The sequence below is a fragment of the Luteimonas fraxinea genome, assembly GCF_021233355.1.
GTDB classification, from domain to species: Bacteria; Pseudomonadota; Gammaproteobacteria; order Xanthomonadales; family Xanthomonadaceae; genus Luteimonas; species Luteimonas fraxinea.
In genome coordinates this window covers 2,023,968-2,046,183 of sequence record NZ_CP089507.1, presented here as the reverse complement: position 1 = coordinate 2,046,183, position 22,216 = coordinate 2,023,968, and the positions used below count along the sequence as shown (strand labels likewise).

Here is a 22,216-nt window from a genome sequence, read left to right as displayed (position 1 = left end):
CCTTGACCGCAAGCTGAGACCCACCATGACCTGCGGCCCGTGCCGAAGGCACTGCGGCTGGCTACGATGCGGGTCCAATCCCGCCCGAACTGCAAGGACCGGCATGTCCGTCGACCGTCTCCGTACCGCTCCGACTCGCCCGCGCGCGGCCCTGCTCGCGCTGGCCACCGGCCTCGCCCTGTCCGGCTTCGCCGCGGCGCCGATGGCGCTTGCCGCACCGCCCGCCCAGGCCGTCGGCGTCGACATTCCGTACGAGACCTTCACCCTGCCCAACGGCCTGCGCGTGGTGGTGCATACCGACCGCAAGGCGCCGATCGTCGCGGTCAACATCTGGTACCACGTCGGCAGCAAGGACGAACCCGCCGGCCGCAGCGGCTTCGCGCACCTGTTCGAGCATCTGATGTTCCAGGCCAGCGAGAACCACGACGGCGAGTTCTTCGATCCCTTCAAGCAGGTCGGCGTGACCGACCAGAACGGCACCACCAACACCGACCGCACGAACTACTTCCAGAACGTGCCGACCACCGCGCTCGACATGGCGCTGTGGATGGAATCGGACCGCATGGGCCACCTGCTCGGCGCGGTCGACCAGGCGGCGCTCGACGAGCAGCGCGGCGTGGTGCAGAACGAGAAGCGCCAGGGCGAGAACCAGCCCTACGGCCAGGTCTGGGACAAGCTCACACGCGCGCTGTACCCCAAGGGCCACCCGTACCACCACGGCGTCATCGGCTCAATGAACGACCTCAACGCGGCCGCGCTCGACGACGTCAAGCAGTGGTTCCGCACCTGGTACGGCCCGAACAACGCGGTGCTGGTGCTGGCCGGCGACATCGACGTGGCCACCGCGCGCCGCAAGGTCGCGCAGTACTTCGGCGACATTCCGGCCGGCCCGACGATGGCGCAGCCCGCTGTCGACGTGGCCAAGCGCAGCGCCGACACCCGCGAGACGATGGAAGACCAGGTGCCGCAGGTGCGCATCTACCGCGCGTGGAACGTCGCCGAACTGGGCACTACCGAAATCGACCACCTGCAGGTGCTGGGCAGCGTGCTAGGTGGCGCCAAGGCCTCGCGTCTCGACCGTCGCCTGCTGCACGACGACCGCCTGGTCGACAACATCAGCGCCGGCGCCTACGGCTCGCAGCTGGGCTCGAACTTCGTCGTGATGGCGACCGTGAAGCAGGGCGTGGACCCGGCGACGGTCGAGAAAGCGATCGACGAGGAACTCGAGCGCCTGATCACCGAAGGCCCGAGCGCCGAGGAACTCGAGCGCGCCAAGACCTCGTTCCGGGCCGGTTTCGTGCGCGGCATCGAGCGCATCGGCGGCTTCGGCGGCAAGGCCGACGCACTGGCCGAATGCACCGTCTACGAGGGCGATCCGGGCTGCTTCCGCGACTCGCTGGCGAACGTCGCCGCGACCACCGCCGAGGACGTCAAGGCGGCCGGCGCGAAGTGGCTCGATGTCGGCAGCCACACCATCACCGTCGTGCCGGGCGCACGCACGCCGCTGGCCGAAGAACCCGCGGTCACGCCCGCGCCGTTCACCCCGCCGGCGCCCGATGCCAAGTACACGACCACGCGCAGCCGCATCGACCGCAGCACCGGGGTGCCGAAGACCGCATCGTTCCCGGAACTCAAGTTCCCGGCGCAGGAGCGCGCGACGCTGTCCAACGGCACCCAGGTGATCCTGGCGCGCCGTCCGGAGATTCCGGTCGTGCAGCTGAGCTACGAGTTCAAGGGCGGTTACACCGCCGACCTGGGCCGCACGCCGGGCACCGCGAGCTTCACGATGAACGTGCTCGACGAAGGCGCCGGCGGCCTGGGCGCGCTCGACTTCGCAGACCGCGTCGAAGCGCTGGGCGCGAGCCTCGGTGCGGGCGCGTCGCTCGACGGCAGCAATGCCTACGTTTCGGCGCTGAAGGAGAACCTCGATCCGTCGCTGGCGCTGTTCGCCGACATGCTGCGTCGCCCGAACTTCGATCAGAAGGAAATCGACCGCATCAAGGCGACGTGGATCGCCGGCATCGCGCAGGAGAAGGCGCGCCCGTCGAGCGTGGCGATGCGCGTGCTGCCGCCGCTGGTCTACGGCGCCGGCCATCCGTATGCGATTCCGTTCACCGGCAGCGGCACGGAAGACGCGATTGCCAAGCTCACGCGCGACGAACTGGTCGCGTTCCACCGCGACTGGGTGCGTCCGGAAGGCGCGACGCTGATCGTCGTCGGCGACACCACGCTGGACGAGATCGTGCCGATGCTGGAGCGGCATTTCGGCGACTGGCGCGGCACCGGCGCGGCGCCGGCGGCCATCGAAGTGGCCGAGGTCGCACGTCCCACCGCACCGCGCGTGTTCCTGATCGACCAGCCCGGCGCGGTACAGGCGAACATCTTCGCCGCGCAGGTGATCCCGCCGACCAACGATGCCTCGTCGACCCGCTTCGACATGGTCAACACCGTGATCGGCGGCGATTTCACCGCGCGTCTGAACATGAACCTGCGCGAGGACAAGCACTGGTCCTACGGCGCGCGCAGCTCGGCCAGCGGCACGCTGGGCCAGCGTCCGTGGATGGCGTCGGCGCCGGTGCAGATCGACAAGACCGCCGAGGCCATGGCCGAGGTCCAGCGTGAGCTGACCGACTTCGCCGATGGCGACCGTCCGGCGACCGCCGCCGAACTCGCCCGCGCCCAGGCGATCCAGACCCTGAGCCTGCCCGGTGCCTACGAGACCGCGTGGTCGGTGATGTCGACGATCGGCGGCAACGTGCGCTTCGGCCGTCCGGACGACTACGTGTTCCAGCGCAAGGCCGAGATCGAATCGATGACGGTGGCCGATCTGGGCGGCGTGGCGACGACGATCGATCCCAAGGCGCTGACCTGGATCGTCGTCGGCGATCTAAAGCAGATCGAGGCGCCGATCCGCGCGCTCGAGCTGGGCGAGGTGCAGGTGCTCGACGCGGACGGCCAGCCGGTCGGACGCTGACACCTGTCCAATGTCCTGCTGCGTTCGCCGGCTGGTGCGCGCAGCAGACTTGAACAGGTTCCGCGGGCGGTGATCGCCCGCTCAGCCGATGCCCGCCACAATGGCGGGTATCGCGTCCTACCCCATCAATCCCCGGAGCATTCCGAATGCGCAAGTCCCTGGCTGTGATGCTGCTGTCCCTGTCCGCCGTCGGCTGCACCTGGGTGCACATGGCGCCGGGCGCGAGCGCGGTGCGCGTGACCAGTGCGGCGCCTGCCGACTGTCAGAAGCGTGGCGAGGTCGAAGTCTCGGTCAAGCACAGCATCGCGTTCGTCGAACGCAACCAGCTGCGCGTGCGCGAGGAACTGGAAACCCTCGCCCGCAACGAGGCGCCCGGCCTCAACGCCGACACGATCACCCCGCTCGGCGAACCCGCCGGCGGCAGCCAGCGCTTCGGCGCCTGGCAGTGCGGACGCTGACCGCGCACGTCGCGATCGATTGAGTCCTGATCTGGAAGCGCGCGCAGGCGCGCTTTCTTCATTGCGCCAGCAGGCCCGCTGATCCACTAGCATCGACCGGTCACCCGTCGAGGATCCGCCGATGCATCGTCTCGCCACCGCGCTGCTCTGCGCCTGCGCCGCCCTGCCCGTTCTGTCGCATGCGCAGGCGTCGCAACGTCCCGAAGTCGCCAGCGCCGCGACCGCGCTGCAGGCCAGGGTCGTCGACTGGCGCCGTGACATCCACCAGCATCCCGAGCTTGGCAACCGGGAGACGCGTACCGCGGCGCTGGTCGCCGAGCATCTGCGTAGCCTCGGCCTCGAACCGAAAACCGGCATCGCGCATACCGGCGTGACCGCCGTGCTCAAGGGCGGCCGCCCCGGCCCGAAGATCGCACTGCGCGCCGACATGGACGCGTTGCCGGTCACCGAACAGACCGGCCTGCCCTTCGCGTCCACCGCGACCACGACCTACCGCGGCGAACCCACCGGCGTCATGCACGCCTGCGGCCACGATGCGCACGTCGCGATCCTGATGGGCGTGGCCGAAGCCCTGGTCGGCATGCGCGAGCAGCTGGCGGGCGAGGTGCTGTTCGTGTTCCAGCCCGCCGAGGAAGGCCCGCCCGACGACGAGGACGGCGGCGCGTCGATGATGCTGGCCGAGGGCATCTTCCGCGACTTCAAACCGGACGCGATCTTCGGCCTGCATGTGTTCTCGACGCTGCAGGCCGGCCAGCTCGGCGTGCGCGGCGGCCCGCTGATGGCCGCGTCGGACCGTTTCAACATCAAGGTCATCGGCCGGCAGACGCACGGCTCGCGGCCCTGGGGCGGCATCGATCCGATCGTCGCCGCGGCCGATCTGATCGGCACCGCGCAGACCATCGTCAGCCGCCGTACCAACATCTCGACGTTGCCGGCAGTGGTGAGCTTCGGCGCGATCAAGGGCGGCATCCGCTACAACATCATTCCCGACAGCGTCGAACTGGTCGGCACGATCCGCACCTTCGACGAAGGCGTGCGCAGCGACATCTTCGCCGACCTCAAGAACGTCGCCGAACACGTGGCCGCCGCGCATGGCGCCACCGTCGAGGCGCACGTGCCCGACTCCACCGGCAACCCCGTCACCGTCAACGACCCTGCCCTGACCACGCGCCTGCTGCCGAGCCTGCAGGCCGTTGCCGGCGCGGAGAACGTCGTCGAAACCCCGCTCAACATGGGCGCCGAAGATTTCGCGTACTACGCGAAGGAAGTGCCGGCGATGTTCTTCTTCGTCGGCGCGACCGCGGCAGGCAAGGACCCGGCGACCGCGCCGAGCAACCATTCGCCGCAGTTCGATCTCGACGAGTCGGCGCTGGATCTCGGGCTGCGCGCGATGCTGCAGGTCAGTCTGGATTATCTGGATGCGGGAGAGAGCTGAGGCGTCTCGGCGCATCGGCGCAAGGCGCGGGACCCCGGCATGCGACGGGGCGACTGCAAAGGCCAGCGCGAACGCGCAGATCGAGCAGCACGGGCTTTGGCGTGAGTGCTTCGTGTTCCGTCACCCGACGCGGGGCCGGAAGCGCCTTTCAACAGCCGAATGGCTGGTCATCCAGTGATTTGGCTCGCAACCTCCACAATCCCACTACCGTCATCCCAGCGAAAGCTGGGATCCATTTTGCTGTTGCCTTCGGCGCGCGATCTTGCGTCGACGCGAAGATCAACATGGACCCCAGCGTGCGCTGGGGTGACGCGCTGGGAATCGAGTCAGACCTGACGGGCTGACGCACTGCCGGCCCGACGCAGCGAGCTTCTGACGCACCGACCGCCTGCCTGCCTGACTGCCATCCCGCCAGCACCGCGCCCCACGCAACGCACGTCATCCCCCCGGCGCTAAAATCCTCGCATGTCCCCCCGAACCCCCATTGCGGCCGCGCCGCCCATTCCGCTCGGCCGCGAGGTCGCCTATCCGCGTCATTACGATCCCGGCCTGCTGTTCCCGATCGCGCGCACGCTTGGTCGCGCCGAGATCGGCATCGGCGCGACGCTGCCCTTCATCGGCCACGACCGCTGGCACGCCTACGAACTGAGCTGGCTGGATACGCGCGGCAAGCCGGTCGTGGCGACGGCGACGATCACCGTGCCGGGCGATTCGCCGCATCTGGTCGAGTCGAAGTCGCTGAAGCTTTATCTCAACTCGCTCAACCACACGCGCTTCGACACGGCCGACGCGGTTCTCGCGCGTGTCATCCAGGACTTGTCGCAGTCCGCCGGCGCGCCTGTCGATGTGGTGTTCGGTCTGCCGGCCATGGACGACATCGCGCACGACGGCGCATCGATCGACAGTCTCGATGTCGAGATCGCGAGCTACGGCCCGCCCGATGCCTCGCTGCTCGCGGCCGACGCTGGCGAGATCGTCGAGGAACGCCTGACCTCGGCGTTGCTGAAGTCGAACTGCCCGGTCACCGGCCAGCCGGACTGGGCGAGCCTGCACATCGCCTATCGCGGGCCGCGCATCGATCGCGCCACGCTTCTGCAGTATCTGGTGTCGTTCCGCGATCACGCCGAATTCCACGAGCAGTGCGTCGAGCGCGTGTTCGTCGACCTGCTGGCGCGCTGCCGGCCGCAGACGCTGTCGGTCGAAGCGCGTTACACGCGGCGCGGCGGGCTGGATATCAATCCATGGCGCGCGACGCCCGGCCATGCGATGCCTGCGCGCCTGCGCGACGAACGGCAGTAGTCGATTGCACGCCCCGCGCGATGGATTCTTAACGCGGGGCGTGGGAGCCTGCGCCGTCGCCTCCACGCACGCCCGGCCATGACTTCTTCCCGCATTCCCGACGCACACCCGATGCGCACCTATGTCGTGCGCAAGGGCGACAGCCTGTCCGGAATCGCCGAATCCGAACTCGGCGCGCAGGACCGCTGGTGCGAGCTGTTCGACGCCAACCGCGACGTGCTCGATGATCCCGATGCCCTCCACGCCGGCCAGGTGCTGCAACTGCCTGCCGCGTGACCGATTTCCGACTCCAGGAGTTTCCATGACCCGACCCGTCGTCCTGACCCTGGCTGCCGCACTCGGCGGCGTGCTGCTGTTTGCCGGCTGCAATCGCGATGCGCCCACCACGGCGCCGCCGCCGGCACCGACCGCGCCCGAACCACCGCCGGCGCCCACACCGCCAGCACCGGCCACGGTCACCAGCGTCGAACTCGGCAACGCCGTCGACGACCAGAACCGCGTGTCGACGCCGGCGTCCGAGTTCGCGACCACCGACACCATCTACGCGTCGGTCGGCACCGAGGGCGAAAGCGCGGCCAAGCTCGCCGCGCGCTGGACGTTCGGCGAAGGCCAGCTGGTCCGCAATACCGAGGCCGATGTCGCCGCCGGCCCGCAGGTCATCGCCTTCGACATCCACCATCCCGAAGGCTGGCCGGTCGGCACCTACAAGCTGGAAATCTCGCTCGACGGCACGGTGGTGGAGACGCGCGAGTTCTCGGTGAAGTAGGCCGCAGCGCGCGCACGACTTCGAACACGAACGCGGCTCCGGCCGCGTTTTTTCGTGGCGGATGGACACGCGCACCATGCTGTCCCGTATGTCTCCACGCGGGCACGCGCCTTCCGCGACCTGCGCAAACGCGCGACAATCGAGGGGCTGTGTCGTCCGCACGCACCGGCCCTCGCCGGCTGATCCGCGGACGCGCCGGTACGCGCGGCCACTGGATGCCGCAACGCGCGCCGGCCACGCATTCCCCCCGTTTCCAGACGAGACACGCCCGCATGTCCGATACGCCGAAGATCCTCTACACGCTCACCGACGAAGCCCCGTACCTGGCGACGCAGTCGCTGCTGCCGATCGTCGAGGCATTCACCAAACCGGCGGGCATCGCGGTCGAAAAGCGCGACATCTCGCTGGCCGGCCGCATCCTGGCGCAGTTTCCGGACGTGCTGACCGACGATCAGAAGATCGGCGACCACCTCGCCGAACTCGGCCAGCTGGCGACCACGCCCGAAGCCAACATCATCAAGCTGCCGAACATCAGTGCGTCGGTGCCGCAGCTGAAAGCGGCGATCAAGGAACTGCAGGGCCAGGGCTACGCGCTGCCGGATTACCCGGACGTGCCGAAGACCGATGAAGAGACCGACATCAAGGCGCGCTTCGACCGTACCAAGGGCAGCGCGGTGAACCCGGTCTTGCGCGAGGGCAACTCCGATCGCCGCGCACCGAAGTCGGTGAAGGCGTTCGCGCGCAAGCATCCGCATCGCATGGGCAAGTGGTCGTCCGATTCGAAGTCGCACGTCGCGCACATGGAAGAAGGCGATTTCTACGGCAGCGAACGCTCCGCGACGTTGGAGAAGGCCGGCGCGCTGAAGATCGAACTCGTCGGCAGCGACGGCGCGACGACCGTGCTCAAGGACGCGGTGAAGGTGCAGGCCGGCGAGATCGTCGATGCCGCGGTGATGTCGTGCAAGGCGCTGTCGAGCTTCATCGAAGCGCAGATCGAAGACGCGAAGGCGCAGGACGTGCTGTTCTCGCTGCACCTCAAGGCGACAATGATGAAGGTCTCCGACCCGATCATGTTCGGCATCGTCGTGCAGGCGTTCTACCGTGACGTGCTGACGAAGTACGCCGATGCGCTGGCGCAGGTCGGCTTCGATGCCAACAACGGCATCGACGATCTGTACGCGCGCATCCAGACCCTGCCGCAGGACCAGCAGGACGCGATCCGCGCCGACATCGACGCGCTCTATGCGACGCGTCCGAAGCTTGCGATGGTCAATTCCGACAAGGGCATCACCAACCTGCACGTGCCGTCCGACGTCATCGTCGACGCCTCGATGCCGGCGATGATCCGCGACTCCGGCGGCATGTGGAACGCCGACGGCAAGCTGCAGGACGCGAAGGCCGTGATCCCGGATCGTTGCTATGCCGACGTGTTCCAGGCGGTCATCGACGACTGCAAGACCCACGGCGCGCTCGATCCGACGACGATGGGCTCGGTGCCCAATGTCGGCCTGATGGCGCAGAAGGCCGAGGAATACGGCAGCCACGACAAGACCTTCCAGATCCCCGGCGACGGCACCGTGCGCGTCACCGATAGCGACGGCAATGTGGTGTTCGAGCAGGCGGTCGAGAGCGGCGACATCTGGCGCATGTGTCAGACCAAGGACGCGCCGATCCAGGACTGGGTGAAGCTCGCCGTGAACCGCGCGCGCCTGTCCGAGACGCCGGCCGTGTTCTGGCTCGACAAGAGCCGCGCGCACGATGCGCAGGTGATCGCCAAGGTCGAGACGTATCTCAAGGATCACGACACCGCCGGTCTCGACCTGCGCGTGCTGCCGCCGGTCGAGGCGACGACGTTCTCGCTCGAGCGCATCCGCAAGGGTGAGGACACGATCTCGGTGACCGGCAACGTGCTGCGCGACTACCTGACCGACCTGTTCCCGATCATGGAGCTGGGCACAAGCGCGAAGATGCTGTCGATCGTGCCACTGATGGCCGGTGGCGGCCTGTTCGAAACCGGCGCGGGTGGCTCGGCGCCGAAGCACGTGCAGCAGTTCGTCGAAGAGAACTACCTGCGCTGGGATTCGCTCGGCGAGTTCCTCGCGCTGGCCGCGTCGCTCGAGCACCTCGGCAACGCCTACGACAATCCGAAGGCCAAAGTGCTGGCCGCCGCGCTCGACGTCGCCAACGGCCGCATCCTCGACGAGAACCGCTCGCCGGCGCGCAAGGTCGGCGAACTCGACAACCGCGGCAGCCACTTCTACCTCGCCCAGTACTGGGCGCAGGCGCTGGCCGACCAGAGCGACGACGCCGACCTGAAGGCGACGTTCGCACCGGTGGCGAAGGCACTGACGGACGGCGAGGCGGCGATCCTGTCCGAGCTCAACGGCGCGCAGGGCAAGCCGGTCGAGATCGGGGGTTACTACCATCCGGATCTGGCAAAGGTGATCGAGGCGATGCGCCCGAGCCAGACGCTCAATGCGGCGATCGATTCGCTCAAGCAGTAAGCGTTCGCTTCAACGTTTGATCGACAGGCCCGCTTCGGCGGGCCTGTTGCGTTGTGGGTTTCGCTTCGCTTTCGACTCGGCGTTGCAGTTGCGTTTGCTGTTGCTGTTGCTGTTGCTGTTGCTGTTGCTGTTGCCGTTGCTGTTGCCGTTGCCGTTGCTGTTGCCGTTGCCGTTGCCGTTGCCGTTGCCGTGGATTTTTTCTGACGGCGCTCCAAACCTACGTACCCGGAGGGCGCCGCACATGGATGTGCGGCGTTTTCCGACCGAGGCAGGATGCCGAGTCGGAAAATCCCGGTGCGTGTGACGCCGCGGGCTTCGGACGTGTCGGGGAGACGTTTTTCTTTGGTTCCGTTTCTTTTGGCGTCCCCCAAAAGAAATGAACTCGGCCGCGTCAGCGGACGAAAGCGTCTGACGTTGCTATTCCGCTTCGCGCTCACGGCGAGAAGCAAGATCAAACGCTTCCACTCACCTTGCGGCGAGCGGGTTCATTTCTTTTGCTGGCCCAAAAGAAACGGAACCAAAGAAAAGGGCCAGCCCCGACGGAGCTCACCCGGCGTGTCACCTGTTCCGGGATTTTCCGACTCGCCATCCTGGCTCGGTCGGAAAACGGCGGGCATCCATGCCCGCCGCCCTACGGGTCTGCGATCACCTGTGCGGCGTCGAGACCTAGGAAGAGCAAGACAACCGCAGAAGCAAGAACAGAACTACTACGGCTGCACGGCTGCATCCGCCGGAATCGTCCACCCCTGCACCAGCGCATAGAGGATCCGCTGATCCTCCACATCCAGCGGCCCTTCGGCCAGCGCGCGGAACCGCAAACGGAACGCCCGCGACGTCGCATCGAGGTCCTCAACCGGATAGCCCACGACCCGCAAGGCCTGCACCACGTCGAAGTCCACCGGCGCCGGCGGTGTGTCGTCGCGCGGCCAGACGCCATAGCCGTGTTGCGCGAGACGCTTCCACGGAAAGTGCACACCGGGATCGACCTTGCGGCCGGGCGCGAGATCGGAGTGGGCGATGAAGTTTTCGGCCGGAATACGCCAGCGCGTCTTCAGATCGTCCAGCAGCACCAGCAGGCTCTCGACCAGTGGTTCGGCGAACGGCACGCGACCGTTGTTGTCGAGCTCGATGCCGATCGAGGCGGAGTTCACGTCCGACACCGCGCCCCAGCTGCCGGCGCCGGCATGCCATGCACGATCGAGATCGGACACGAGTTGGTAGCGCTCGCCATCCTGGCCGATCAGGTAATGCGAACTCACGCGACCGCCGCTGTTGGCGGTGCGCAGCGTGTCGAGACTGCGCTGCACCGAATCCTGCTCGGTGTAATGCAGCACCACCAGCACCGGTCGACGCGCATCGTGATTGGTCGACGGGACCCAGGTGGCGAGCGGATTGCGGGGCGACTGGTGGGCACAGGCCGACAGCAGCAGCGCGGCGAACAGAACGATGAGAATGCGCATGTCCGCATTGCACCCGCTCGGGCACGCGGACGCAAGCCGCGCAGTCATGTCACGCGATCAGCGATCGAGCACGACACGCACGTCGGTGCGGTCGTGTCGATGTTCGAGACGTGCTTCGTACCAGCAGCCGTCGCTGACGAGGCGTTCGCATTTCCAGGACAGGAAATCGAGCGACCAGGAGCCTTGTGCAGCCTGGCTGCGCTGCAGGAATGTCGCTAGGTCGAACACGGCTTCGAGCCGGCGATCCTCGCGTGCGGACCAGTCGGTCCAAGTCAGTAGCCAGTCGTAGTTCGCCGATGGACGTGTCTGTGGTTGCATCGATCGTGTCGCATCGCAGACGCGTTCGCGCTGCGACGGTTCGAGGCGCTATCAGGTTGTCGTGGTTGCACCGCTCTGTGGCGACAGGATCTGGCCTGGATCGCGCACGATGCGCAGCATGTCGATGCCGCTGCGCGTGTCGCGCGTCGCGATCTCGTAACACTCCCCGGTGCGGATCAGTCGCGCACTGGCCCAGGAGACGAACGCGAACTGCCAGTCGGCGTCGGTCATGCCGCTGCGGTAGACGAAATCGGAGAGTGCGACTTCGAGCACTTCGCAGCCATCGTCCGTCGGCCCCCAGTACGGCAGGACCGTCAGCCAGTCGAAACGGTTATCCGGCGGCCTGCGCATGGTCGTGGGCGATGGCCACCCGCGTCGGCACACCGACGCGGGTGGCACTTCCGGTTTACTGGCGTGCGACCAGGGTCATGCCGGCATACGTGCCGGTCAGGCGCACGTGGTAGGTGCCCGCCACCGGCGCGGTGAAACGCACGGTCTCGGTGTTGCTGTTGGCGCGCGTGGAGAAGCCGTCGCGATCGGTTGCTGTCGGCACGCGTCCGGCGGCGACGTACATCGACACGTTGCCGGTGCCGCTGTAGGTCATGAACGACAGCACCTTGCCGGCCTCCGCCTGGAAGCTGTAAACCGCATCTTCGGCGCCATTCGAAAGCCCGCGCAGTTCCACCTTGTTCGACAGCTGCACGGTCGGCGGCACGCAGTTCTCGGTGCACGGCGGCTGGGTGGCGCGGTTGAGCAGTGTCGCCACATCGAGAATGCCGGTACCCATCGGCGTGGAGCCCGGGATCGAGGCCGGGAACGGACGCGCGGTCCGGCGCAGCAGGTCACGCATTTCGCCCCACGCCAGCGGCGTGTCGACGACGCTCTGCACCATCGCCACGGCGGCCGCCACGTGCGGCGAGGCCATCGAAGTGCCGGTAAAGCCGCCCAGGCTGTACTCGCTGGTGGGACGCGTCGTGCCGTTGTTGATGGCCTGGAAGATGTAGCCGTTCGGATCGCCGTCCACCGAGCCACCGCCGCCCGGCGCGGACAGGTCCACGCGCGTGCCCCAGCTCGAGTAGCTCGCCTTGCCGCCGGTAACGCGCGTGGCGCCGACGACGATGACGCCGCTGCACGAACCCATCGTGTACGTGCTCGCATTCGCGTTCGAGTTGCCGGCGGCGACCACGATGATCGCGCCGAGGTTGTTCACCTGGTTGATCGCATCCTGGTAGAGCGTCGGACATGTCTGCGGACCGCCGCTGCCCAGACTCATGTTGAGCACCTCGGCCGGGTTCGGGTTGGTCGGCAGACCTTCCACGGGTGCACCCGCGGCCCAGAGCATGCCGTCGGCGATGTCGCTGCCGAAACCGCCGCACGAGCCCAGCACGCGCACCGGCAGGACCTCGGCGTCGTGCGCCAGGCCTGCGAGCCCGACGCCGTTGTTGGTGACCTGCGCGATGGTGCCGGCCACATGGCTGCCGTGCCAGGAGCTGTCGGCCGGCGGATGCGGCTGACCGCCGAGCGCGACGCAGTAGTTGGCTTCTTCCCAGTCGCCGATGTCCCAGCCGCCCGCAACGCGGCCGTCGGTATCGCGGCGCGACACGCGCTTGTCGGAAATCATGTCGTAGCCCGGCAGCACGTTGGCGGCGAGGTCGACGTGGTTCTCCACGATGCCGGTGTCGAGCACGGCGACGACGACACCTGCGCCGGTCGAGATCTCCCAGCCCTGCTCGGCGCGCACACCGCCGGTCGCATTGTTGAAGTTCCACTGCAGACGCGCGTAGTTGGGATCGTTCGGCGCGGCGGCCGGCAGCGCGCGCGGGCTGCGCGACACGTCGGCGCGCTGGTACAGGCGATCCACTTCGACCTTGAGCACGCCGGGCTCGGCCGACAGCTCGCGCACGAAGCTCGCCTGCTCCGATTCGGTCAGCGCGCGCGAGGCCTGCACGACATGCCAGCCGGGCGCGCCCATGCTGCGCAGCACGCGCGCCGTGGCGGCAGGACGCGCCGCTGCGGTGGTGGTTGCACGCACGGCGGTGGCGAGGCCGGCGCGACGCACCGAAGTGCCGAGTGCGCTGCTCAGTGCGGCGCGACCCGGCGCCGATGCGGCTGTGGTCTTGACCACGAAGCGCTGGCCGCCGAAGCCTGCGGCCGGTGTGGTCGCGAGATCACGGGTGACGGTGCGGTCGAGGCTGGGCTGGGCCGCCTGCGCGGTGCCGGTCAGCAGGATGGCGGCGATCGCGGCGCCGAGTGTGGTCTGGATGCGCATGGAACGTGTCTCCGTCGATGGATGGATGCCCGGATGGGCGAATCAGGAAAGGTGGCGGCGACCTGCGTCGCCGCCGGCACTCACAGGTCGATACCGAAGCCGATGCCGGCAGACTTTTCGTCGCCGCTGAACGCGCCGCCGAGGCTGAAGGACGCACGCTCGCCAACCCGCTTCGCGTAGCCGATCGACAGCGCCTGCTCGCCGCTCTGGAAGCCGGCGCCCACCGCCACGCGACCGCGCGGACTCTGTGTGCCCGCCGCGTTCGTGGCCATGTTCAACATCGCGGCGCTCATCGCGCCCTGCTTGTCGATGCGGCGCTCGGTATCGCTGAAGCGACGTTCCACGTCGCCGCGGTAGACCTCGAACTGGTCGCCCCAGCTGGCGAGACGCTGATCGGTGTAGGCCTTGGACGTTGCGACCGACTGGGTGGCCGTGCTGTCGGCATAGGCCTTGGCCTCGGTCACGCCCGCGCGCACCTGGCCGACGTTGGCCGCGTCGGTCGTCTGCGTGCCGGCGGCGACATTCGTGATCTGGCGCTGCTGCGCGGCGTTGCCCACCGACACCGTGTTCGCCCGATCGGCCACCGCGCCTTGGCCGAGTGCCACGGCACCCTGCGCAGTGACGCTCGCGCCCTGTCCGATCGCGGTGCCGGAGGCAGCGGTGACCGATGCACTCTCGCCGACGGCGACGGCATTGGTGGCGTTCGCCGAGATGCTGCTGTTCGCGCCGACCGCAGTGCTGCCGTCGGCATTCACCCGCGCATTGCCGCCGATCGCGGTGTCGTTGGGACCGTGTGCATAGGCATTGCCGCCGAGCGCCACGCCGTTGTCGCCATTGGCCGCCGCGCCCGCACCGACCGCGACGGCATTGGTGTCAGCACCAACTGTCGCCGGCGCATCACCGCCGACCGCGACGCGATCGTTGGCGCCCCCTTGTTCGACAACCGTTTCCACCCGGTCCATGCGCTGGTTGAGGCGGGTGATCTGGGTGTCGAGAGCGGCGAAGGTCGCAGCGATGCCGACGTAGCCGCTGCCCTGGATCGCATAGGACGGCGTGCTGAGCGTGCCGATCGCCGTCACCGTGGTGCCGCCGCCGAGTGCATCGGCTGCGCTCTGCAGGCCGGCATGCAGCTGGCGACCATTGATCGCGTCGGTGCTCGACGCCGATACCGCACCGTTGGCGAGATTGCCGATCCGCGTGCCATCCGCACCAGCCAGGCGCAGTGATGCCTTGTCGGCGTCGTCGTAGACGACTGCGTTTTCGGCGAGCTCGCCCAGGCCCGAGGTCATCGAGCGGACCTGCGCGAGGTTCACCGCATCGGTGTCCTGCGTGCCGGCGGCGACGTTGGTGATCTGGCGCTCTGCGCCGGCGCGGCCGATCGAGATCGTGTTGGCACGATCAGCGAATGCGTTGGCGCCAAGCGCGACGCTGTCATTGACGATCAGCGGGTTGCCATCAGCGTCAAGCACCGACCAGCCACCAATGACGGCGTCGGGTCCGATCGCGATCGAGCGGCTGCCGTGAACTTCGGCGTTGGTGCCCATCGCGATGCTGTCGACATAAAGGATCGGATCGTTGTCGTTGCTGAAGTAGCCGTTCCACACCGTCGCTTTGCCGATCGCGATGCTGTTGCGGCCCGCCGCCCAGGAACCGGTACCCAACGCCGTACTGTTGACGTTGTTGGCCATCGAGCCTTCGCCCACTGCCGTCGCGCCTTCAGCCAATGCATTGGAGAAGCTGCCCAGGGCCGTGGACCGTGTGGTGCGGGCGTACGCGCCGCCACCCAGTGCCGTGGCCCAGTCACCGGTTGCCTCGGCGCGATCACCGATCGCGGTGGCGTCGTAACCGGTCGCCTGGGTCACGTAGCCGATCGCGATCGAACGGATGCCGCTCGCGTTGGCCAGCCCGCCGATCGCGGTCGCCGCGTATTCGACCGCCTGCGCGCCGGCGCCGATCGCGGTCGACAGACGACCGGACGCGCGGGTGTTCTGCAGGTCGGAACCGGCGTAGTCCGAGCCCAACTGGTCTTCGAGCACATCGGCGATGCCGCCGATCGCGACCGCCGACTTGCCGCTGGTCTCGGTCTGCGCGCCGATCGCGGTGTTGAAGTCGCCGTTCGCCTGTGCACCCGCGCCGAGCGCCGTCGCAGCCAAACCGGTCGCCGAGGTCTGCTGGTTCAACACCACACCGAAGTCGCCGATGCTGCTGTAGTCGAGCTGCAGCATGCCGCCGACCGCGGTCGCCGAGCCGGCGGTCGCCAGGCTGTCCTTGCCGATCGCACTGGCCGTATCGGCCGTTGCCACGGCGCCGCCGCCCAGCGCGGTGCTGCCGTTGCCGGTCGCAGAGGCTGCTTCGCCGGCCGCCGTCGCGTCGTCACCTTCCGCATAGGCGCCCGCATCGCTGTCGGCGCTGCCGGTCGCCTGGAAATGACGCGTCGCGGCGCCAGAGGCGGCCTTGAGCTGGGCGAGGTTCACCGCGTCGGTGTCCTGCGTACCGGCGGCGACGTTGGTGATCTGGCGTTCGGCACCGGTGCGGCCGACCGACACCGTATTCGCCCGATCCGCCAGCGCACCGGCACCCAGCGCGACGCTGCCGTCGATCGGTGCCCACAGTCCACTGTCTTCCTGGATGCCGACGAAGGCATTCGGACCGATCGCCACCGAACGTGAGCCATGCACTTCGGCATCTGTGCCCATCGCGAGGCTGTCGACGTAGAGGATCGGATCGCCTTCACCCCAGAAGTAACCGTTCCACACGGTCGCCTTGCCGATCGCGACGCTGTTGCGGCCCGCAGCCCACGAGCCGTTGCCGATCGCGGTGCTGTTGACGTTGTTGGCCATCGCGCCCTGGCCGACGGCCGTCGAGTTTTCGGCCCATGCGTTGGAGAACGCGCCCAGCGCGGTCGAGCGCAGGCCGTTGGCGCGTGCGCCTGCGCCGTACGCGGTGGCCCAGTCCTGGGTGGCTTCGGTGCGGTCGCCCACTGCGGTGGCGTCGTAACCCGTCGCCTGGGTCACGTAGCCGATCGCGACCGAGCGGATGCCGCTGGCGTTGGCCAGCCCGCCGATCGCGGTCGCCGCGTATTCGACGGCCTGCGCGCCGGCGCCGATCGCGGTCGACAGGCGACCCGAGGCGCGGGTGTTCTGCAGATCGGAACCGGCGAAGTCGGGCCCCATCTGGTCCTCAAGCACGTCCGCAATGCCGCCGATCGCCACCGCCGACTTGCCGGTGGTCTCGGTCTGCGCGCCGATCGCGGTATTGAAGTCGCCGTTCGCCTGCGCGCCAGCACCGAGCGCCGTCGCGGCGAGACCGGTTGCAGAGGTCTGCTGGTCCAGCACGACGCCGAAGTCGCCGATATCGCTGTAGTCCAGGCGCAGCATGCCGCCCACCGCCGTTGCCGAACTGCCGGTCGCGAGACTGTCCTTGCCGACCGCGGTCGCGTCGTCGGCGGTGGCGACCGCGCCGCCGCCCAGCGCGGTGGCACCGTTGCCGATCGCCGATGCGGCTTCGCCGGCCGCGAGCGCGTTGTCGCCCTCGACGTAGGCCCCCGCGTCGCTGTCCGCGCTGCCGCTGGCCTGGAAGTAGCGCGCGACATCGCTTGCATCGACCGCAGCCGGCGCTTCGAACGTCTGCAGCCCCACCGCGGTGGCCTGCGCCATCGCCGTCATCGGCAAGACCAGCGCGAGGCTGCCGATCAGCACGCCGGTCCGGCGGCCACTGCGCGAACGCGCCAGTTCGGAAGCCACGACCATGCGGCCGAGCGTGGCGTTCCAGAGAGTGCGGTAGATGCGATTCATTTCGATGTCTCCAGCAGGCGTGTCGTGAAGGCGCGCGCGGTCGTGCGGCAGGCCTGCGCCCGCCACGTCCGGCGTCCGTGTCTTGGCCCTGTCATCCCGATCGGGTAGGGCAAACCCGTGCAGCGAACGTACGAGCGCGGCAGTCCCCTTGTCACCCGCGTTTTCTCGCCTGAAGATCACCGTTAACTCACCGTCGCCCGCGTGGCGCAGCAGCGCGAACGCCATGCCCAATTCCGTTCTCCGGTGGCTCGACCGGGTGCCGATCGACGACGTGGTCGATCGCCGCAATGCGCGTGTGATCCAGGTCCTGCTGATGTTCCTCGCCGTCACCGTGCCGGCGATGGTCATGTTCGGGCTGGTGGTGACTTGGTCGACCTTGACGCAGGGGCCGCTGCCGGTCGCCCTGATCGTCTCGCTGGGTTTCAGCCTCGCCATCGCGGTGCTCGCCGGTGTCGGCGTGTGGATGATCCGGCGCGGCAGGTTCCGCCCGGCGGTACGCGCCATGCTCGGCATGCTGCTGACGATGCTGTTCGTCAACGCGTTCGCGAACGGCTTCGAACGCCAGCTGCCGGACCAGCTCGCGCAGATGCTGTTGCTGATCCTCAGTGGTCTCGTGCTCGGGCGACGATCGCTCTGGTTCGTGTTCGGCGCATTGCTCGCGGTGGTGGCACTGGGTTCGGTGCGCGATGCGATGGTGCTGTTCGCCGAAACGCCGGGGCGCGCGTTCTACAACGTGCCCTCGACGCTCTTCAGCTATTTCCTGGTCGCGATCCTCACCGACCGCACGACCGAGGCGCTGCGCGAGAGCCTGCGCGAATCGAATGCGCGCGGCGAAGCGCTGGAGCAGGAAATCCGCGAGCGCGAGCGCACGCATGCGCAGCTGATCCACGCCCAGAAGAAGGAAATCACCGAGCGCATGGCCAGCGGCATGGCGCACGACTTCAACAACATCTTCTCGGTCATCGCCGGCTTCTCGGCCGAACGCCACGAGGACGACGGCGGCAGCGATGCGCAGCGCGCTTCGCAGCTGGAAAACAGCCTGGAGTCGGTGGAGGCCTCCGCGCGGCGCGGCATGGCGATCAGCCGCCGCCTGCTGCGCTTCAGCCGTCGCGACGATGCGCAGGCGGAAGTCTTCGATGCCGGCGAAGCGATCGAGACGCTGCAGCCGATGCTGCGCCAGCTGCTCGATGCGCACATCGTGCTGACCTGCACACGCGAGGACGCGCCACTGCCGATCCTGTTCGACCGCAGCCAGTTCGAATTGATGCTGCTCAACCTCGCCTCCAACGCGCGCGATGCGATCGGCGGCAACGGCACGTTCGCCATCGATGCACGCCGCGAACGCGGCGATGTCGTCATCGCACTGCGCGACGACGGCGCGGGCATGCCGGCGGCCGTCGCAGCGCGCGTGTTCGAACCGTTCTTCAGCACCAAGCCTGCCGACAGCGGCACCGGCCTGGGTCTGGCGGTGGTGCACGAGCTGGTGACCAAGGCCAACGGCACCATCGATGTGACCAGCGCACCCGGCGCCGGCACCACGTTCCGGATCGCGCTGCCGCTCAGTCCTGCAGCGTGAGCATGTAACCGCGGCCGCGGACTGCGGTCAGCGGCAGGTCGTCGCCACAGCGCGCCTGGGCCTTGCTGCGCAGGCGGTGGATCATCGAGTCGATGCGGTGCGCATCGAAGTCGTGCACGTGTTCGGTCAGCGCTTCGATCAGCTGCTCGCGCGAGACCAGCTCGCCCGGCGTATCGAACAGGCGCCTGCACAGACGGCGCTCGCTCTGCGTCAGCGCCGCCGAGCCGCCCGACGGCGACAGCAGACACCAGCCGTCTTCACTCATTCGCCAGCTGCGTGCGTGTTCGCGCGCGGGTGCGGGGGTCGTGCCGATGCGGCGCGCAAGACTGTGCAGCGTGGCTGCGAGCAGATCGATCTCAATCGGTTTGGTGAGGTACGCATCGGCGCCTTCGGCCAGACCACGCACGCGGTCGCCGGTCTCGGCGCGGCTGGTCAGCATCACCACGCCGAGCTGCGGACGCGTCTCGCGCAGCGCGCGCGCGAGGCTGAAACCGTCACCGTCGGGCAGGCCTACATCCAGCACCACCAGATCGACCGTCGCCGTCTCCAGGTGTGCGCGTAGACCGGCGATTGTCTCGAATCCGATCGCGTCGAAGCCGAAGCGGTGCAGGCCTGGCAGCAGGATGCGCTCGCGCAACATGGCCTCGTCCTCGAGCACGGCGACGTGCAGTGCGGCGTGCGCGGTCATGGCGGAAAGGGGCCGGTCATCGTGGCCGGCATCCTAGCCCCACCGGCGCGACGGGGACAAACACACACAAAAAAAGCGGGCGCCGGCCTTCCCCGCCGTCGCCCGCTGGCCCCGCTTTCATGGCCGACGTCCGCGCGGCTGCGCGGACGCCGGGTGTCGCTTACTTCTCGTAGGCCGATTCGCCGTGCGAGACGATGTCCAGACCTTCGCGCTCTTCGTCTTCGGTGACGCGCAGACCGACGACGAGCTTGACGATCAGCATCACCACCGCAGTCACCACGGCGCACCACAGCACGGTGAACGCGACACTGATGAACTGCACCCAGACCTGCGTGCCGATTGCGAGATCGACTTCGGTGCCGCCCAGCGACTGCGCGCTGAAGACGCCGGTCAGCAGGGCGCCGACGATGCCGCCGATGCCGTGCACGCCGAACACGTCGAGGCTGTCGTCGGCGCGCAGCAGGCGCTTGAGACCGGTGACGCCCCACACGCACAGCGCGCCTGCGGCCAGACCGATCACCAGTGCGCCCATCGGGCCCACGGTGCCCGCAGCCGGGGTGATGCCGACCAGGCCTGCGATCGCACCCGAAGCCGCGCCCAGTGCCGACGGGCGGCCCTTGGTGAAGGCTTCGACGATGCTCCAGGCGACCACGCCGGCCGAGGTGGCGACCATCGTGTTGAGCATGGCCAGCGACGCGCTGGCATCGGCGGCGAGCGCCGAGCCGGCATTGAAGCCGAACCAGCCCACCCACAGCAGCGACGCACCGATGAAGGTGAACGGCACGCTGTGCGGCTTGATCGCTTCCTTGCCGTAGCCCAGGCGCTTGCCGAGGAAGTACGCACCCACCAGACCGGCGACGCCGGCGTTGATGTGCACCACCGTGCCGCCGGCGAAATCGATCACGCCCTTGTGCGCGAGGAAGCCCGCTTCACCGCTCCACACCATGTGCACCATCGGCAGGTAGGCGAACGTCACCCACAGGATGGAGAACAGCAGCACCGCCGAGAACTTGATGCGCTCGGCGAACGAACCGACGACCAGCGCCGTGGTGATACCGGCGAATGTCGACTGGAACACGATGAACAGGAATTCCGGCAGACCGCCCGCATCCGTCTCCGCGGTGATGCCGCGCAGGAATGCTTTTTCGGTGAACGAACCGAAGAACGCGTTGCCTTCGGTGAACGCCGCGCTGTAGCCGTAGGCCACCCACAGGATGATCACCACCGAGAACACCACCAGCACCTGCATGATCACCGACAGCACGTTCTTCGAACGCACCATGCCGCCGTAGAACAGCGCCAGGCCCGGCACCACCATCAGCAGCACCAGCAGCGTGGAAGTGAGCATCCACGCCACGTTGCCGCTGTCGAACGTCACGGTTTCCGCCGTTTCCACCACGGCCACGGCGGTTTCGGTTGCCGGCAGGTCCTGCGCGAATGCGCTCCCTGCCACGCCGAACCATGCGCACGCACACAACAGCATCAGGCACAGCGCCTGCATCCGGGTCTTCCACCCGCGGGACTCGATCTTTTTCATGTCAGACATCTCCGTGGGGTCAAAGCGCGTCGGCGCCGATTTCGCCGGTGCGGATACGCAGGGCCTGTTCCAGGGCGAGGACGAACACCTTGCCGTCGCCGACCTTGCCGGTGCCCGCCGCTTTGGTGATCGCCTCGATCGCCGCCTCGAACACGTCGTCGCTGACCGCGCATTCGATCTTCAGCTTGGGCAGGAAATCGACGACGTACTCGGCGCCGCGATACAGCTCTGTATGGCCCTTCTGTCGGCCGAAGCCCTTGACCTCGGTGACGGTCAGGCCGGTGACGCCGGCTTCGCCGAGTGCCTCGCGGACCTCGTCGAGCTTGAACGGGCGGATGATCGCGATGATCAGTTTCATGTGGCTCTCCAGATGCGCGCGCGCCGCGTCAGAACGACTTGGTGACGGCGAGGGTGATGGTGTCGTCGGGACCGATCAGGTCGTTGTCGTTGAAGTTCAGTGCGATGTCGAAGCCGTTGTCGAACGACTTGCCCACGCCCGCCGACCAGAACGCGTACGTCGCAGTGCCCGCGCTGCCGGCGACCCACTGCTTGCCCACGGCGCCGTTGAGCGTCCAGCTGGGGGCGAACTCCCAGCCGACGGCGACGTCGAGATTGCTGCTGCCGTCGGAGTCGGGAATGCCGAACAGATCGGTGACGGCGTACGAGTACTTGGCGCTGAGGATGTTCCAGCTCACACCGGCATAGAGCTCGGTGGTGTCGGCCTTGTTGAAGCCGGCGGGGTAGCTGCCCGGATACCAGTAATGCACGGCGCCGACGTCGTAGCCGAAGCCGCTGTCGCCGAAATCGCCGCGGAAGCCGATATAGCCGTCGAGCTCGAGCTGGCTGGAGATGTCGGGATCGGAATCGGACAGCCAGCTGATGCTGCTGCCCCAGGTACCGACGTAGAAACCGCTGTCGTGCGCCCATTCGACACCGCCCTGCAGGGCAGGTTTTTCGTCGGTCTGGGTGACGCCGCGGAACAGGTAATCGCTGGTCAGCGTGATCGAGCCGGAGACTTCCGCGTGCGCGGCACCGGCGGACAGCAGACCTGCGCACAGCAGTGTGGCGAGTGCGTTCTTGCGTGACGACATGACAGGCTCCTCAAATGAATGGAAAGCCCTCCCCGGTCAGTGCGTAC

Annotated in this window: 18 protein-coding genes; 8 read left to right on the top strand and 10 right to left on the bottom strand. The window is 67.9% G+C overall.

The genetic code is table 11. From position 1 onward, the window contains the following. Positions 1–103 precede the first annotated feature (103 nt). The 7 genes from LU699_RS09115 to LU699_RS09085 all read left to right on the top strand — a co-directional run bounded on the left by LU699_RS09115 (position 104) and on the right by LU699_RS09085 (position 9,436). Positions 104–2,974: a M16 family metallopeptidase gene (locus LU699_RS09115; RefSeq protein ID WP_232136651.1), complete on the top strand. Its 2,871-nt coding sequence runs from the start codon at positions 104–106 to the stop codon at positions 2,972–2,974. A gap of 146 nt (positions 2,975–3,120) precedes the next feature. Further along, positions 3,121–3,432, top strand: a complete 312-nt coding sequence (locus LU699_RS09110; protein WP_232136650.1) for a DUF4156 domain-containing protein — start codon at positions 3,121–3,123, stop codon at positions 3,430–3,432. 121 nt (positions 3,433–3,553) lie between these two features. Further along, positions 3,554–4,867, top strand: coding sequence for a M20 family metallopeptidase (locus LU699_RS09105; protein WP_232136649.1), 1,314 nt, complete (start codon positions 3,554–3,556; stop codon positions 4,865–4,867). 465 nt (positions 4,868–5,332) lie between these two features. Further along, the gene (queF, locus tag LU699_RS09100; protein ID WP_232136648.1) at positions 5,333–6,166 is read left to right on the top strand and encodes an NADPH-dependent 7-cyano-7-deazaguanine reductase QueF; all 834 of its coding nucleotides are present in this window, start codon (positions 5,333–5,335) and stop codon (positions 6,164–6,166) included. A gap of 78 nt (positions 6,167–6,244) precedes the next feature. After that, positions 6,245–6,442 carry a LysM peptidoglycan-binding domain-containing protein gene (locus tag LU699_RS09095; protein ID WP_232136647.1) on the top strand — a complete coding sequence of 66 codons (198 nt, stop codon included), beginning with the start codon at positions 6,245–6,247 and terminating at the stop codon, positions 6,440–6,442. A gap of 25 nt (positions 6,443–6,467) precedes the next feature. Then, positions 6,468–6,932, top strand: coding sequence for a hypothetical protein (locus tag LU699_RS09090; protein ID WP_232136646.1), 465 nt, complete (start codon positions 6,468–6,470; stop codon positions 6,930–6,932). Positions 6,933–7,204: 272 nt separating this feature from the next. Further along, on the top strand, positions 7,205–9,436 hold the full coding sequence (locus LU699_RS09085) for an NADP-dependent isocitrate dehydrogenase (protein WP_232580134.1): 2,232 nt from the start codon (positions 7,205–7,207) through the stop codon (positions 9,434–9,436). Between the two features lie 9 nt (positions 9,437–9,445). Here LU699_RS09085 and LU699_RS09080 read toward each other — a convergent pair whose 3' ends face one another. From LU699_RS09080 to LU699_RS09055, 6 genes are all read right to left on the bottom strand, one after another. Next, positions 9,446–9,679, bottom strand: a complete 234-nt coding sequence (locus tag LU699_RS09080) for a hypothetical protein (protein WP_232580133.1) — start codon at positions 9,677–9,679, stop codon at positions 9,446–9,448. Positions 9,680–10,143: 464 nt separating this feature from the next. Continuing rightward, positions 10,144–10,896 carry an N-acetylmuramoyl-L-alanine amidase gene (locus LU699_RS09075; RefSeq protein ID WP_232136642.1) on the bottom strand — a complete coding sequence of 251 codons (753 nt, stop codon included), beginning with the start codon at positions 10,894–10,896 and terminating at the stop codon, positions 10,144–10,146. A gap of 57 nt (positions 10,897–10,953) precedes the next feature. Beyond that, positions 10,954–11,214 (bottom strand): hypothetical protein, encoded by a 261-nt coding sequence (locus LU699_RS09070; RefSeq protein WP_232136640.1) that lies wholly within the window; start codon positions 11,212–11,214, stop codon positions 10,954–10,956. A 51-nt stretch (positions 11,215–11,265) separates the two neighbouring features. After that, positions 11,266–11,565 carry a hypothetical protein gene (locus LU699_RS09065; protein WP_232136638.1) on the bottom strand — a complete coding sequence of 100 codons (300 nt, stop codon included), beginning with the start codon at positions 11,563–11,565 and terminating at the stop codon, positions 11,266–11,268. A 55-nt stretch (positions 11,566–11,620) separates the two neighbouring features. Continuing rightward, positions 11,621–13,483 carry a S8 family peptidase gene (locus tag LU699_RS09060; protein ID WP_232580132.1) on the bottom strand — a complete coding sequence of 621 codons (1,863 nt, stop codon included), beginning with the start codon at positions 13,481–13,483 and terminating at the stop codon, positions 11,621–11,623. A gap of 80 nt (positions 13,484–13,563) precedes the next feature. After that, positions 13,564–17,277, bottom strand: a complete 3,714-nt coding sequence (locus LU699_RS09055) for an ESPR-type extended signal peptide-containing protein (RefSeq protein WP_232136636.1) — start codon at positions 17,275–17,277, stop codon at positions 13,564–13,566. Between the two features lie 223 nt (positions 17,278–17,500). Here LU699_RS09055 and LU699_RS09050 point away from each other — a divergent pair, with 223 nt between their 5' ends. Beyond that, on the top strand, positions 17,501–18,853 hold the full coding sequence (locus tag LU699_RS09050) for a sensor histidine kinase (protein WP_232136635.1): 1,353 nt from the start codon (positions 17,501–17,503) through the stop codon (positions 18,851–18,853). On the opposite strand, the gene LU699_RS09045 is transcribed toward LU699_RS09050, so the two are convergent. The 4 genes from LU699_RS09045 to LU699_RS09030 form a co-directional block, all read right to left on the bottom strand. Continuing rightward, entirely contained in the window at positions 18,837–19,541 is a 705-nt protein-coding gene (locus LU699_RS09045) for a response regulator transcription factor (protein ID WP_232136634.1), read from the bottom strand. The two genes, LU699_RS09050 and LU699_RS09045, sit on opposite strands and share 17 nt — an antisense overlap. A gap of 160 nt (positions 19,542–19,701) precedes the next feature. Next, positions 19,702–21,078, bottom strand: a complete 1,377-nt coding sequence (locus LU699_RS09040; protein ID WP_232136633.1) for an ammonium transporter — start codon at positions 21,076–21,078, stop codon at positions 19,702–19,704. 19 nt (positions 21,079–21,097) lie between these two features. Beyond that, the gene (locus tag LU699_RS09035; protein WP_159681228.1) at positions 21,098–21,436 is read right to left on the bottom strand and encodes a P-II family nitrogen regulator; all 339 of its coding nucleotides are present in this window, start codon (positions 21,434–21,436) and stop codon (positions 21,098–21,100) included. Positions 21,437–21,464: 28 nt separating this feature from the next. Continuing rightward, the gene (locus tag LU699_RS09030; protein ID WP_232136632.1) at positions 21,465–22,169 is read right to left on the bottom strand and encodes a TorF family putative porin; all 705 of its coding nucleotides are present in this window, start codon (positions 22,167–22,169) and stop codon (positions 21,465–21,467) included. Positions 22,170–22,216: the final 47 nt, after the last annotated feature.

Bases quoted from the DNA above. Each gene is read 5' to 3' on its own strand.
- LU699_RS09050 (WP_232136635.1), top strand. From the start codon at position 17,501: ATGCCCAATTCCGTTCTCCGGTGGCTCGACCGGGTGCCGATCGACGAC.
- LU699_RS09030 (WP_232136632.1), bottom strand. From the start codon at position 22,169: ATGTCGTCACGCAAGAACGCACTCGCCACACTGCTGTGCGCAGGTCTG.
- LU699_RS09060 (WP_232580132.1), bottom strand. From the start codon at position 13,483: ATGCGCATCCAGACCACACTCGGCGCCGCGATCGCCGCCATCCTGCTG.
- LU699_RS09040 (WP_232136633.1), bottom strand. From the start codon at position 21,078: ATGAAAAAGATCGAGTCCCGCGGGTGGAAGACCCGGATGCAGGCGCTG.
- LU699_RS09045 (WP_232136634.1), bottom strand. From the start codon at position 19,541: ATGACCGCGCACGCCGCACTGCACGTCGCCGTGCTCGAGGACGAGGCC.
- LU699_RS09095 (WP_232136647.1), top strand. From the start codon at position 6,245: ATGACTTCTTCCCGCATTCCCGACGCACACCCGATGCGCACCTATGTC.
- LU699_RS09105 (WP_232136649.1), top strand. From the start codon at position 3,554: ATGCATCGTCTCGCCACCGCGCTGCTCTGCGCCTGCGCCGCCCTGCCC.
- LU699_RS09090 (WP_232136646.1), top strand. From the start codon at position 6,468: ATGACCCGACCCGTCGTCCTGACCCTGGCTGCCGCACTCGGCGGCGTG.
- LU699_RS09070 (WP_232136640.1), bottom strand. From the start codon at position 11,214: ATGCAACCACAGACACGTCCATCGGCGAACTACGACTGGCTACTGACT.
- LU699_RS09115 (WP_232136651.1), top strand. From the start codon at position 104: ATGTCCGTCGACCGTCTCCGTACCGCTCCGACTCGCCCGCGCGCGGCC.
- LU699_RS09075 (WP_232136642.1), bottom strand. From the start codon at position 10,896: ATGCGCATTCTCATCGTTCTGTTCGCCGCGCTGCTGCTGTCGGCCTGT.
- LU699_RS09035 (WP_159681228.1), bottom strand. From the start codon at position 21,436: ATGAAACTGATCATCGCGATCATCCGCCCGTTCAAGCTCGACGAGGTC.
- LU699_RS09065 (WP_232136638.1), bottom strand. From the start codon at position 11,565: ATGCGCAGGCCGCCGGATAACCGTTTCGACTGGCTGACGGTCCTGCCG.
- LU699_RS09080 (WP_232580133.1), bottom strand. From the start codon at position 9,679: ATGTGCGGCGCCCTCCGGGTACGTAGGTTTGGAGCGCCGTCAGAAAAA.
- LU699_RS09055 (WP_232136636.1), bottom strand. From the start codon at position 17,277: ATGAATCGCATCTACCGCACTCTCTGGAACGCCACGCTCGGCCGCATG.
- LU699_RS09085 (WP_232580134.1), top strand. From the start codon at position 7,205: ATGTCCGATACGCCGAAGATCCTCTACACGCTCACCGACGAAGCCCCG.
- LU699_RS09110 (WP_232136650.1), top strand. From the start codon at position 3,121: ATGCGCAAGTCCCTGGCTGTGATGCTGCTGTCCCTGTCCGCCGTCGGC.
- queF (WP_232136648.1), top strand. From the start codon at position 5,333: ATGTCCCCCCGAACCCCCATTGCGGCCGCGCCGCCCATTCCGCTCGGC.